Raw genomic sequence first — 13,257 nt, forward strand, 5'->3', positions numbered from 1 at the left:
GTGGGGGGTTCCGGAAGCTTCCGTGTATTTGTGGGCCGCCAGGCCCGTAAATATACGTTCCGGAACCCCCCACCCCGCAGGTCCCGGCACCCGGCACCACGTCCGCACCCCGCGTGCAGAGCCGCACCCGGACACGGCACCCGCACCCGGCGCTCCGAACCCGCACCCGGACACGGCACCCGCACCCCGAACGGCACCCGGCACCCGGCACGGCACCCCGCACACCCACCCCGCTACAGGCCGGCCCCCGAGCCCCCCGAGCCCCCCGAGCCCCCCGGCCCGAACGCGCTCAACCGCGCCGCCAGATCCCCGAACGTCCCGTCCACCGGCTCCTGGTCGACGATCCGCCGCACCAGCGCCGCGGCCTCCTCGTCGTACGCCGCGCTCACCGCGAGCAGCGCCATGAAGCTGTGCACCAGCTGCAACTCCAGCTCGGTACGGGGAATGTGCCGCCCGTCCAGCCAGGTGAGCGCCGTCGTCTCGGACATCCCGATCCAGGACCGGACGGCCAGGGCGATCCGCGGGCCCGGGTCGGTGATCCCCAGGTGGAACAGCATGTGGTCGTAGGCCGCCTGCCGCACCTTGTCGATCAGCGCGTTCGCCCGCTCCGAGCCGACGGACGTACCGCCGCGCAGCAGCGCCTCGAACCCCGGCGCGTGGTCGTCGACGAAGTCGAAGAAGCGGGACATCACCCGCAGCAGCCGCGCCCCGAGCGGGCCTTCCTGCGGCTCGGCGAAGCGCCGGGTCAGTTCGCCGGCGGCCCGTCGGACCACCTCGTCGTACAGGCTGTTCTTGCCCGGGAAGTAGTGGTAGACGAGGGGGCGGGATATGCCCGCGGCCGACGCGATCTGGTCGATGGACACCTCCCCCGGAGGGCGTTGGCTGAACAGTTCCTGTGCCACGGCGATCAGCTGCTCCCGCCGCTCCTCTACGCCCATCCTGCGGCGCACCCCAGTCGTCATATGAACACCATAACGGGGGAGCGGAAGTTGCCGTTCAGGGCATTGGCGCAGGCAGAGGGCACGTTCCGGGACGAGCCGACGCTTTCGCGGCACCGCCCCGAACCGGGCGCCCCGCGCCCGAAATCCGCTGCCGCCCGCCCGAACGGCCCCGCCCCCATACGCCCCCGGCACACCCGTCACCGGGGCCCGGCACACCCGTCACCGGGGCCCGCGGCCGCGCACGCACCAGCGCACCCGCCGTCCCCAGCCCCCAGCACTCGGCCCCCAGCCCCAGCCCTCAGCGCAACGCCGCCAGCCGACCGCCGTCCGCCAGCCGCGCGTCGAGATCGGCCCGGGCCCCCGGGCCGGCGGGCAGGGCCAGCACACGCCCCTCCGCGCTGCCCCGCACACCCCCGGACGCCGTGATGGACGCGACGTCGCCGCTGCCCGCGGCCAGCACGTACCACCGGCCCGTGCCCGACTTCCACACCACACCCGCCAGCACCCGCGGCGCGCGCGGACCGCAGGCCCGGGAGTCCGCCGCGCGGGCGGTCACCGCCCCCGGCGTGCCCACCCGCGCGACCGGCGGCTGGAACTGGGCGAGCACCCTGCTGCCCGCACCCCGCCAGGTCTCCGCCCGGGTGCACACCCAGGCGGCGCTGCCGCCGCCGGCCGGCAGGGTCTGGGTGGCGAACCGCCAGGAGTTGACCGTGCGCACCCCCAGCGAACGCATCGCCGGAAGGTGGCAGGCCGTACGGGCCCAGCTCACCCGCGCCCGGTCGCCCGCAGCCTCCCCGGGCGGCCCCGCGGGATCGCCGTACGTCAGCCGGGCGGGGGCCAGCTCGCCGAGGTCCGTCGCCACGTGCGGGGCCCGCCCGGCACCCGCCGCGGCCGCGTTGCGGAACTCCAGGGCCGGCCAGCTCCGGCAGGTCGCCGCGGGGACCGGGCTCGGCATCGGCTCGGTCACCCCGTCCACGGTGCGGTGCAGCGGACGCCCCTCCGCCCCCGGCCGCAGCAGATCCAGCAGATGCGCGCCGGACACCCAGGGGGCGGTCAGATAGCGCACATTGCCGTCGGTGCGGTTCACCACGAGCGCCGAGGCGGTGGCGGTGTCCGCCCCGTCCGTCCGGGCGAAGTCCAGCGCCGCCCCGCCGCGGTCCGCGCCCTTGCCCTCCGCGTACCGCACCACCCGGAGCCCGTCGTACAGCAGCACCACCGTCGCCCGGTCCACATCGCCCGCGTACAGCAACTGGGCCGGCCCCGACGGCGGCCCGGACGCGGTGCCGGGCGTGGCCGACACCTGCACCGCGCGTCCCGGCCGCGCCCAGACGGCGAGGGCGCGCCGCAGCAGCTCCCGGTCGTCGGCGCGGTCGCCCCGGGCGGGCCAGGCGGCGAAGCCGGCACGGTCCGAGGTGCGCCAGTCGGCGGGGGCGGCCCGGGTCAGCGCGGCCGGGTCCAGGGCGCGTTCGGTGGAGGCGTTCCGGGCGTAGGGCGGTGCGGCGGCCCCGTCCGGACCCCATCCCTCGCCGGGCAGCCCGAGGAGCGTGCCGCAGACCGCGGCCGCCGCTGCGGCCGCCGCGGCGGCCCGCAGGTGCTGGCGGCGGCGCACCAGGTCGGTGGGGCGGGCGTGGAGCGAGCAGGCGTCGAACTCCGGCGATTCCAGGAGCAGCTCGTCCCGGCTGCCGCTGGGCGCGGTGACCCCGTCCGCCGCGAGCAGCGCGGCATGCGGGTCGCGGACCCCGGCCGCCGCCAGCAGCCGCCGGACCTCCCGGTCGGGCAGCCGCTCCAGCCCGCGCAGCACATACCCGGCACGGGCGGGCGCGGACACCCGTGACAGGGCCTGGTCCAGCGCGAGTTCATCGGCCCCGCCCGAACGCGGGAACAGCCGCAGCCCCCACACCTGCGGAAAGAGCGGGGGGAGCGGGGAGCGCAGCGGACGCTGCCAGGAGCGGCGGGGGCGGCCGGCGGCGAGCGCGGCCCGCAGCACCCGCAGCCGTACGTAGGCGTAACCGGCGGCCCGCGCCTCGGCGGCGTCCTCGGCCTCCGCGGCCTCGTCCGCGCGCTGGGCCGGGAGGTCGTACGGGGTGCCGGTGGTGCGGCGCCGGGGGAGCGCCCGCTGGACGACGGCGTGCGCGGTGAGGACCCGGCGGCTGCGGCCGAGCGCGGGCGACAGCACGAGATAGGCGATCCGCACCAGCCGCGGATAGTGCTCGACGAGCGCCGCCTCGGCCAGTTCGGTGCCGACGGGCTCGATCGGAGCGGGTGGCGGACGGTGAGCGGTGGTCGCATCCCGGGAAGTCACGTTCAACAGAACGAGCGAATGGTGGGATGGTCACCTGACCCGGACCGCACCCTTCGTCCGGCCCGCCACCGCGCCGCCCGCGCCGCCGGGACCGCACCGGCCCCGCCCCGCCCTGCGCCGAACGGCCCCATACGGCGCCGCACCACGCCACCCGCACCACGCCACCGGCCCCCACCGCGCTGCGCCGCACACACCACCAACACCGCCCACACCACCAACACCGCACGCCACCCGCACCACACCACACCACACCGCCCCACCCCGGGCCGTCGGCCCCGTCCCCGGAACCGACGGCCCGGCAGCACCCCCTGCCGGGCCGTCGGAAACGGGTCAGCGGGCGCCGGAGCCCGTCAGCGCACCTGCCAGCCGCTGAACTCCGCCGTGCCCCGGGCGTCGCCGCCACCGTTCGAGGCCGTCATGAACAGCCCCGCGTCCTGGGTGGCCGAGGCGCCCGGCACGGTGACCGTCGCGACCGTGCGCCAGGTCGCGCCGTCGTCCGTGGAACACGCCCCGGTGTACGCCCCCGAGGCCGCCCGCGTCAGCCGCAGCAGCACCGGGGCGCGCACGCCGGTGAGCCGCTGGTACGCGTCGATGGTGCCGTCGCCGTTGGTGTCGTGGCTCAGGACCACGCCGTTGCCCGGGGTGACCGCCAGATTGAGGAAGCCGGGGGACCCGGCCGTCGCCAGCTTGTTGCGGACGATGATCCCGGCCCGCGCCCAGGGGCCCGTCACCGTCTGGCCGTCCACCCGCACCGTGACCGAACGGCCCGCCGTCAGCACGCCCTCGCGGTAGGCGGCGCCGAACTCGGACGTGGCCTTCCACAGGTCCGCGCCCGCCCCGTTGACGCCGATCCGGTCCGCCAGCTGCCCGAAGACGGCGCCGTTGGTGCTCACCGTCCGCCACGGCCCGTCGAGCGGACTGCCCACGAAGAGCGTGCCGGGGTGCCGGGTGCGCACCCGGTCCTCGCCCTGCGGCCCGTAGTCGGTGCTCAGGTCGTAGGGGAGCGGCTTCAGCGGGTGCTCGAGCGGCCCGGCGGGGGCCGTCACCCGCCAGCGGACCGTGCCGCTGCCGCCCGGCGCCACCCGCGGCAGCGAGACCGGGCCCTGCGCCTGGGCGTCCACGCCGGTCAGGGCGAAGTCGACCCGGCCGGTCGGCGCCAGACCGCTGACGTTCCGGAACGTCGCCGTGACCAGCGCGCTGCCGCCCGGCGGCAGCGTCGGCGGCTCGGCGGTCACCGTCACGCTCCCCTGGTACGGGGCGGTGGCCAGGGCCGCGTGCACCCGCCGGGCGGTCCGGTACGCGTCGTTCACCGGCCGCAGCGGGTAGGACCGGCGCTCCCGGGTCCAGGGCTCCTCGATCGCGTACCAGTCGAACGGCTTGGGCTCCCGCCCCTCCGCCAGCGCGTCCTCCAGCTCGTCGAGGAACGCCTGCCACTGCGGCAGGTGGAAGTCCCCGATGAGGCCGTGCCAGTCCCGGTTGGCGTAGTTGGCGAGCTTCCCGCCGTCGGCCGTCACCCGGTCGGCCCAGGTGGTGACCAGCACCCGCGCCGACCGCTCCAGCCGCGCCGCCTCGTCCGCGCCGGACGCCATCCGGCGGGCGTCGTCCAGCCAGGGGCCGAGGAGGAAGAGGCGGTGGGCGCCGGTGATGTCCTCGCTCAGCCGCATCAGCTTCAGCCAGAGCCGGGCCAGTGCCCGGAAGGCATCCCGGTCCTTGCGCTCGTAGGCGGTGCGCAGCTGGGGCAGCAGATGCCAGGAGCGGTTCGCCAGCGCCTGCCGGGCGGCGTCCGTGAGGTCGTAGCGGTAGGCGTCGGAGCCGCGCAGCCCCTCCCGTACCCCCAGCAGCGCGGCGAACGCGGTGTCGAAGCCGGCGCTGTCGAACGCCGGGGTGTGGGTGGCGTAGTTCGTGCCGGACCGGGCGGTGAGGCTGGGCCGGGCGGCGAAGATGCTGTCGTGCGGACGGCCGTCCCGGCTGCTGATCTCGTACGCGGTGCCGCGCAGGGCCGCGAACGCCGCGCGCGCCTGCCGGTCCCGCCCGCCGTACCGCAGATCCGCGTACGAGACGAACCACGCCGTCCGGTCCACCGCCTCACGGCGCCACGCCAGCTCGCTGAAGAGTTCCAGCGCCGCCGGGTCGCGCTCCACCGCCTCCGGCATGTACGCCGTGCCGACCAGTTTGCTGCCCGGCTTGTCGCGCCACGCGGTGAAGCGCTCCGCCCACATATGGGTCTTGGCGCCGATCGTGGTGCGGCCCCCGAAGTTGGGGATGGTGCCGAACGCGTACGGCGTGCCGCCCCAGTCCTTCTCCCGGTCGGTCACGGTCTCCAGGTCGGAGAGGCCGTCGACGACGAGCATCCGGTCCTTGTCCAGGGCGTCCAGCAGATCCCGGCGCGGGTTGTCCTGCCAGCCCAGAATCACCCAGGTGGCTCCCGGCCGGGCGGTCTGCAGGGCCTTCTCCACGGCCCGCGCCGCGTCGGGCACGGGCACGTCCCCGGCGCTGCCGCCCTCGTGCAGCAGGTCCATCTTGAAGTGGGCGGCGGGCCCGAACAGCTCCCGCTGATGCCGGTAGAAGGAGGCCGCCACATCGCGGAACGCGGCCGTCCGCGGGTCCAGCCAGTCCGGGCGCTTCAGCCCCGCCCAGACACCCTGCGGCACGGTACGGGCGCCCGGATTGCGCTGCTCGAAGCCGTCCGGGACGGTCCCGAAGTAGCCGGGGAGCACCGGCGCCATGCCCAGCTCGCGCAGCCGCTCGCAGATCCTGCGGCCCAGGTCGGCGCGGCGCGCCAGCAGCTCCGTACTGACCGGCCCGCCGTAGCCGCTCATGTTCTGCAGCAGCCACCACGGCTGGTGGGACGGGGCGGGCAGCCAGGCGCGTGCCTCCGCGTCCGAGTAGCCGAAGTCCTGGAGCAGCCGGTGGTAGACGGCCTCCTGACCGGGGGTCACCAGGACCTCGTTGAGGCCGTGCAGCGCCATGACGTCGATCAGCCGCTCCCAGCGCGGCCAGTCCGCGTACGGCCCGGTGTAGCCGTCGTGGGTGTCGTTGAGCGCGAAGCGGTGCGCCACGGTCGCCGACCGCTCCAGCGCGCGGCCCGGCGCGGGCAGCCGGCGCGGCAGCCCGGTCCGGCTGCCGGCCCAGGAGATGTGCGCCCCGCAGACGTACTTGAGGTACCAGTGGACGCCGGTCAGCAGGACCGCCGGACCGGTGCCCGACACCTCGATCCGGCCGGTGGAGCCGGTGACCCGGAAGCGTTCCGGGCCGGTGAGGGCCGTCAGCCGGAACTGCCCGGCATGGTCGGGCAGCAGCCGCCGCAGCGCCGCGCGGGCGGGTGCGATGAGGTCTGCGGAAACCTTTTCCCCGATGGCTCCGGCCCCGGCGTTCGCCGCGGCCCCGGTGGCTCCGGGCCCCGCGGCGATCGCGGGCGTTCCGCTGCCGAGCGCCGTGGCCCCGAGGGCTCCGGCGGTCCCCAGCAGCGTCCGTCTGGCCACGTTTCGGCTGTTCAGGTCAGTCACGTGCGCTCCCCACGAGGCGGGTGGTGCTGCGACAGGTATGAGTGGGGTGCACGTTAATGACCGGAATATGGACGAGCAATGGGACGCGCGATTGAGACGATCACCGATCGTTCCCGTATGCGGTAGTGCCGACGTGCGTCTACTCAGAGGAGGGCATCCATGCGTGTTCGAGGCAGGGGCCGGTCGGGCGCGGTTCTCGCGTCCGCCGTGGTGACCGGAGCGCTGCTGCTCACCGCCGGGTGCGGCAGCGGGGAACAGAAGGAGAAGACGCCGAAGACGGCGACCGGAACCGTGGAGCAGCTCGCGAAGAAGGTCACCTGCAAGCCCGACATGCAGATCGACGCCAAGGAGCTGCGGCAGGGGCTGTGCAAGTCGAAGAAGACGCGCTATGTCCTCGCCACGTTCGCCACGAACAAGGGCCAGATGGACTGGCTGAGTGAGGCACAGAACTACGGAGGGTCCTACCTCGTGGGCCCGAAGTGGGTGGCCGTGGGCGAGCCGAAGACGCTCGGGAAGCTGCGCGGCAAGCTCGGCGGGGAGGTGGAGACGGCGCCTTCGCACGGAGGATCGCACGGGGGTTCGCACGGAGGTTCGCACGGGGGAGGATCCCATGAGGGCGATTCCCACGAGGGCGGTTCGCACCACGGCTCCGGGGAGGGCGGCTCGCACGGCTCCCACAAGGCCTCGCACCACAGCGGCCACCAGGCGTCCTCCCACCACATGGACATGGGCTCGTAGTCCGTTCGGTCCTGGCCGGCCTCACCGGCTCGGCTCCGCCCGGACGGTCCCGTCCTCGCGTCCCGTCACACAGAACCGCGGCCGGTGACACCGGAAGGACATCCGGTGTCACCGGCCGCGGCGGTGACCGGTGAGCACGCGGCCGGCACGGATGCCGGCCGCGGGCCCGCGGGCTGCTCGGCTACTGGCACTCCTCGCCGTTGTTGATGCAGCTGACCATCTCGTTCATCAGGTTGTCCGAGAAGACATTGATGAAGTCGCCGTGGTCGGTGATCGGCTTGTGCAACTGCTCCGGGAAGGAGTCGACCGCGAAGCCGGGGCCGGGCGGCACGTCGTAGACGATGCGCTGCTTCAGCTGCGGAATGGCCTTGAAGCCGTTGTCGCAGGAGCCGTCCTCCTTGGCGAACGCCACATGCGTACGGTGGTTGGCGCTGTCGATGTTCTGACCGTCCCAGCAGCTCTGGAAGGCGAAGGAACGGACGACCTTGCTGCCCTCGGGGCAGATCGGGTACTTGTCCTTCAGCTGACGGTCCTCGAACCCGGTGCAGCTCCACGACGCGTTCGCGTTGGCGTCGCCGTTGGTGAACGCCTTGGCGTCACCGGTGATGATGCGCAGGAACTTCGGCATCGCGACGACATCGCTGCTGGGGTTGCCCACGAACTCGTTCGTGACCTCCACCGGCGTCTGGATCTGGCCGATGTTGCCGTCCTGGCCGCCACCCGCGGCGTTGGCGTCCTGCTCGTTCTGGCCGTTCTGCAGTCGGATGACCGGCCAGTAGTAGGTGGACTGGTCCTCCTGGTTCTTGCACGTGGTCTGACCGCCCGCCAGGTCGTCGTCGCTCGCGAAAGCGTCGTTGGCCTGGTTGCCGATGTAGTCGTGCATGTGGTGCGCGCCGTTGCTCACACCGGGGGCGGCGATCACGTTGTCCGAGTTGCGGAGCCCGTTCTCGTTGACTCCGCAGTCGGAGGTGAACTTGCCGGTGCCGTTGCCCTGGTTCGGGTCCTGGGCATTCGGCTGGACCTGGGTGATGTCCTGGAAGTCGTCGGGCGAGGGACCGCCGCCCTGCTGACCGCCCTGGCCCTGATCCTGGCCGCCCTGGTCCTGACCGCCTTGCTCCTGGCCGCCCTGCTGGTCCTGACCCTGTTGCTGGTCCTGACCGGCCTGCTGGCCGTCCTGCTGCTGGCCGTCGAGGGCCTGGCCGTCCCCTCCTGCTGCGTCATTGCCCTTGAGCTGACAATCGGCCAGATCCGTCAGGCCCGCGGGGCTCTGTCCCCAGCGGTCGAGGGAGGAGTTGATCTCGTTGATCGACGCTTTGCGCTTGGCCTCCAGTGGATCAAGGATGGAGCTCTGCATGGCGTCGGCGTCCATGGACCCCTTCGCCCGCGCGCTCACCATCTTCTGGTACGCATCGCCGATCTGGCTGTCCAGCTGTGCGAGGTTCCGGTCGACCTCCGCCCGTGCCTTGCTCGGCACTTCGGGAATCTGGTCGACCACCTCCGGGCAGGCGATCGTCGAAGCGTTCTGTGCGGAGATCTGCTCCGTGGAGCCACCGTCATCGCTCTGTCCGGCGTTGGCGGTGACATTGACGGCGACGAGGCCTCCGCCTCCCAGCAGGAGGGCGGCCGCCGCGGCGATCGCCCTGCCCACGAGCGGGGAGCGTTTGTGCGAATTCTGTTTCATGGAACCCCTCTTGCGTCTTTCCGGGAGATGGGGGGACTCCCGGTCGGAGAAGCTCCGTTTCATACGGCGGGGGCCGTCGCCGTGTTCACACGCGCATCAGATTCTTCGGAATCGACTTCCGGGGCGGTGGGCAGATCCGGGTAATCCGTGGCAGGTCGGGCAGTAGTCGTCGAGCGAGGCCGTGTGGGGTGATGTCCGGACATCGTGTCGCGCCCGGCGGGCCGGGGCGGGGAGAGGGGGACATTTCGTACTGGCGCGCTGCCCGCCGCCACGGGATGGCAGCATGTGCGCACCATGACAGATGCCCGGTCGCTCTCACGCCACGTACGGGCCGCGGTGTTCGCGGCCGTCTGTGTGCTGCTCGCCGCGGCCGGACACGTCATGGCATCGGGCCGCCAGCTCCCCGGACACGCACTGCTGGCCGCGTTCGCGGTGACGGCGGCCGCCGCCTGGCTCGCCGCCCGCCGCCGACGGGGCATCCTGGCCATCGGAACCGGCCTGCTCACCACCCAGGCGGCGCTCCACCTGCTCTTCTCGGGCGGGCACCGGGCCCTGCGGCCCGACGGCGCCCGCGAGATGGCCGGCATGGCCGCCACATCGGCCGCCGACGGCATGCGGCACGCGGCCGGGACGACCGGCACGGCGCACACCGCCGACTCCGGCGACTCCGGCGTCATGCTCACCGCGCACCTGGCGGCCGCGGTCTGCTGCGCCCTGTGGCTCTGGCGCGGAGAGACGGCCTTCTTCCGGCTGTTGGGCGCGCTGAGCGCGCTCGCCTTCAGCCCGCTGCGGCTGCTCCTCGCCGCCGTCCTGCGGCCCGCCCTGCCAGGCGTGACCCGGCCGGCGCCCTGCCCGGACGAGCCGGGACGGGAGCGGCGGCTGCTGCTCGCCCATGTCCTCTCGCGGCGGGGTCCGCCGTGCGGCGCGGTGCACGGCCATGTCACCCCCACCGGTGTGAACCTTCCGGGGTTCCGTTCCGTACTCGGTAGCTGACGTCAGCACATCAGGCACTCCGGCGTCTCGGTTCGGCCTCCCGGTGTTCGGTGTTCCGGCATTCCGCCGGGCTCCGTGTCCCGCCTTCCGGTCCGTGCGCCGGGCCCCGTCCGCCAGGACCGGGTTCCGGTGTCCCGCTCCGGGGAACCCGGCGTCCGTGAGTCCGGTCCTGTGAGGTCCTGTCCCCGCGAGGTCCGGGCCTGCCGAGGGCCGGTCCCGTGAGGTCCGGTCAGGGCTCGGGATGAATACCGGGCGCGGTTCCGCGGATTCCGTCCGCGGACGGACCCGCCGGTGGGTGCTTTTCACCACGGCCGTCGGCCGCTGGTGCGGCTGTCTTGCCCTGCCGCCCATCGCACGACGGTCTCCACCCCGCCGCGTACCGGTTCACCCGTACGCGGAGCCGAGACCGAAGGACCCCATGTCCGTTGACGACCCCGTAACGGGGACCGAGAACACCCCCTCCGCGCCGCCCGGCCCGGAGAAGGCCACCAGTCCGGTGAAGACCGCCGGCGCCGAGAAGACCACGGCTTCGGAGAAGGCCCCCGGGCCGGAGAAGACCACCGACGCCGAGAAGAGCACTGCTCCGGAGAAGAGCACTGCTCCGGAGAAGAGCACGGTTCCGGAGAAGACCACGGACTCGGAGCAGACAACAGGCCCGGAGCAGACCACAGGCCCGGAGGAGAGCGCGGCTCCGGAGGCCGACCCGTCCACCGACCCGTCCGCCGACCCGTCCACCGGCCCGGGCGACGACGGCCGCCGGAGCGGCTGGGCCGCCCTGCGCCCGCTCGTCCTGCGCATGCACTTCTACGCCGGCGTCCTGATAGCCCCGTTCCTGCTGGTCGCGGCCGTCACCGGGCTGCTCTACGCCGTCTCGTACCAGATCGAGAAGGTCGTCTACGCCCATGAGCTGACCGCGCCCGTCGGCGACCACACCGTCCCCCTCTCCCGCCAGGTCGACGCAGCCCTGCGGGCCCACCCGGACGGCAGCCTCACCGCCGTCTGGCCCTCCACCGAGGACGGCGCCACCACCCGGGTCCTGCTGAGCGACCCGAGCGTGGACGAGGGCAAGTCCCTGGCCGTGTTCGTCGACCCGTACACCGCCGAGGTCCGCGGCGCGCTGGAGAGCTACGGCGGGTCGGGCGCGCTGCCGTTCCGCACCTGGGTCTCCGAGTTCCACGCCAATCTGAAGCTCGGCGAACCGGGCCGCCTCTACAGCGAACTCGCCGCCAGCTGGCTCTGGGTGGTCGCCCTCGGCGGCCTGCTGCTGTGGATCAAGCGCCGGCGCACCGTCCGCGGCGCCCGCGGTCTGCTGCTGCCCGAGCGCGGTGCGACCGGCCGCCGCCGTACCCTCTCCCGGCACGGCGCGGTGGGCCTGTGGGCCGTGCTCGGCCTGGTCTTCCTCTCGGCGACCGGTCTGACCTGGTCGACCTACGCGGGGGAGAACATCGACGTGCTCCGCACCCAGGTGCACGGCGCGACCCCGGAGATCTCCGCCGAGGCCGGCGGCGGCCACAGCGGTGGCCAGGGCCACGGTGACCACGCGGGCCACCACGGCGGCGCCGGCCACGGCGGCCACACCGGCCAGGACGTCGGCCTCGACCGGGTGCTGGAGACCGCCCTCGACCGGAAGCTCACCGGCCCGATCGAGATCGCCGCCCCCACGGAGCCGGGCACGGCGTACCTCGTCAAGCAGACCGACAAGGAGTGGCCGGTGCACCTGGACGCGGTGGCCGTGGACCCGGCCACCGGCAAGGTCACCGACGAACTGAGCTTCTCCGACTACCCGTTGCTCGCCAAGCTCACCCGCTGGGGCATCGACGCCCACCAGGGGCTGTTCCTCGGGCTGATCAACCAGATCGCGCTGATCGCGCTCGCCGGGGCGCTGATCCTGCTGATCGTCTGGGGCTACGTCATGTGGTGGCGACGCCGGCCCGCCCAGAGCACGGGCCTCACCTTCGGCAGGCCGATGCCGCGCGGCGCCTGGCGGCGGGTGCCGTTGCCGGTCCTGCTGCCGCTGGCGGCCGCAACGCTGGTGATCGTCTGGCTGGTTCCGCTGCTCGGACTGAGCCTGCTGGCGTTCCTCGTCGTGGATGCCGCACTGGGAGCCGTCGCCCGCCGTCGCGCCGGCTCCGCCGAGGCGCATTCCTGACGCAGTCGGCCCCGGGTCCCCGGTACGCGCCTCGCGTACCGGGGACCCGCGCGGTTCGGGGCCGTCCGAGCCGCGCAGTACTGAAGCAGAGGGGGCCGGGAGAAGCAGAGGTGGCCTGCCGAAGCAGAAGTGGCCGCCCGGCCGATGAACTGCCCAGCGGATCGGGGCTACCGTCCCGGCGGCGTGTACTTGTAGCCCACGCGCCGCACCGTCACGATCGACTCCCGGTGCACGCCCAGCTTGCGGCGCAGCCGGGCGATGTGGACGTCCACGGTCCGGCCGTCACCCACGTGCCCGTACCCCCACACCGTGGTGACGAGCTGGTCGCGGCTGTGCACCCGGTGCGGGTGGGCAACGAGGTGGGCGAGCAGCTCGAACTCGAGGTAGGTCAGGTCGAGCGGCAGGCCGTCGACGGTCGCGATGCGCCGGTCGGTGTCGATCCGCACCGGCCCGGTCTCCGGTGCGGCCTCCGGCGCGGGGCGGGTCTCCGGCACCGGTCCGGCTCCCCGCACCGATTCGTGGGCCGGGTGCGACGGATCCGCCGACGGGACGGGCACGACGCCCGCGGCAGGGGCGTCCGCCGGCACCAGGAGCAGGTAGCCGACCATCGGCGGCTGGCCCGGCAGGGTCGGGAGCGTGTGCTGCGGCGCGGGCAGCCAGGTGGTGCCGGGCGGCAGGAAGTCGGCGAGTTGCACCACTTCGTTCCGGTCGACGGCGCGGAGCCGGTGCCGGCCCAGCGGAGCGGACGGCGAGATGGGAGCGGCGGACAGCGAACGGGTGTTGGTCATGGAAGCTCAGCTCTTTCGCGCGGAGAAGTCGTCGAGGGACGTACGGCGCGCGGGCCGGTGGCCGACCGGAACGGTCGGCGGCTGACTGCGACGGGACGGCGTCAGCGCTGGGAAGGGGCCTGCGCGGGAGTCGCGCGGCAACACACGCGGTCGAAGTCG

At 73.7% G+C, this 13,257-nt stretch carries 8 protein-coding genes; 3 read left to right on the top strand and 5 right to left on the bottom strand.

Annotation, left to right across the window (positions count from 1 at the left end):
* Positions 1-233: 233 nt before the first annotated feature.
* The 3 genes from ABT112_RS26545 to ABT112_RS26555 all read right to left on the bottom strand — a co-directional run bounded on the left by ABT112_RS26545 (position 234) and on the right by ABT112_RS26555 (position 6,749).
* Positions 234-962 (bottom strand): TetR/AcrR family transcriptional regulator, encoded by a 729-nt coding sequence (locus tag ABT112_RS26545; protein ID WP_351513688.1) that lies wholly within the window; start codon positions 960-962, stop codon positions 234-236.
* 277 nt (positions 963-1,239) lie between these two features.
* A complete protein-coding gene (locus ABT112_RS26550) occupies positions 1,240-3,243 on the bottom strand; it encodes a hypothetical protein (RefSeq protein WP_502975459.1) in 2,004 nt (667 codons plus the stop codon).
* 350 nt (positions 3,244-3,593) lie between these two features.
* Positions 3,594-6,749, bottom strand: a complete 3,156-nt coding sequence (locus ABT112_RS26555) for an alpha-N-acetylglucosaminidase (protein WP_351513690.1) — start codon at positions 6,747-6,749, stop codon at positions 3,594-3,596.
* Between the two features lie 159 nt (positions 6,750-6,908).
* Here ABT112_RS26555 and ABT112_RS26560 point away from each other — a divergent pair, with 159 nt between their 5' ends.
* Complete coding sequence (locus tag ABT112_RS26560; RefSeq protein WP_351513692.1) at positions 6,909-7,487, top strand: hypothetical protein; 579 nt, start codon at positions 6,909-6,911, stop codon at positions 7,485-7,487.
* 181 nt (positions 7,488-7,668) lie between these two features.
* Here ABT112_RS26560 and ABT112_RS26565 read toward each other — a convergent pair whose 3' ends face one another.
* Complete coding sequence (locus ABT112_RS26565; RefSeq protein WP_351513694.1) at positions 7,669-9,168, bottom strand: DUF1996 domain-containing protein; 1,500 nt, start codon at positions 9,166-9,168, stop codon at positions 7,669-7,671.
* A gap of 294 nt (positions 9,169-9,462) precedes the next feature.
* Here ABT112_RS26565 and ABT112_RS26570 point away from each other — a divergent pair, with 294 nt between their 5' ends.
* Both ABT112_RS26570 and ABT112_RS26575 read left to right on the top strand, forming a co-directional pair.
* Complete coding sequence (locus ABT112_RS26570) at positions 9,463-10,161, top strand: hypothetical protein (protein WP_351513696.1); 699 nt, start codon at positions 9,463-9,465, stop codon at positions 10,159-10,161.
* A gap of 418 nt (positions 10,162-10,579) precedes the next feature.
* Positions 10,580-12,310: a PepSY-associated TM helix domain-containing protein gene (locus tag ABT112_RS26575; RefSeq protein WP_502975454.1), complete on the top strand. Its 1,731-nt coding sequence runs from the start codon at positions 10,580-10,582 to the stop codon at positions 12,308-12,310.
* 167 nt (positions 12,311-12,477) lie between these two features.
* Here the strand turns inward: ABT112_RS26575 and ABT112_RS26580 are convergent, their stop codons facing one another.
* Complete coding sequence (locus ABT112_RS26580) at positions 12,478-13,098, bottom strand: winged helix-turn-helix domain-containing protein (protein WP_351513698.1); 621 nt, start codon at positions 13,096-13,098, stop codon at positions 12,478-12,480.
* Positions 13,099-13,257: the final 159 nt, after the last annotated feature.

This window comes from Streptomyces sp. NPDC002055 (genome assembly GCF_040296705.1).
Classification (GTDB): domain Bacteria; phylum Actinomycetota; class Actinomycetes; order Streptomycetales; family Streptomycetaceae; genus Streptomyces.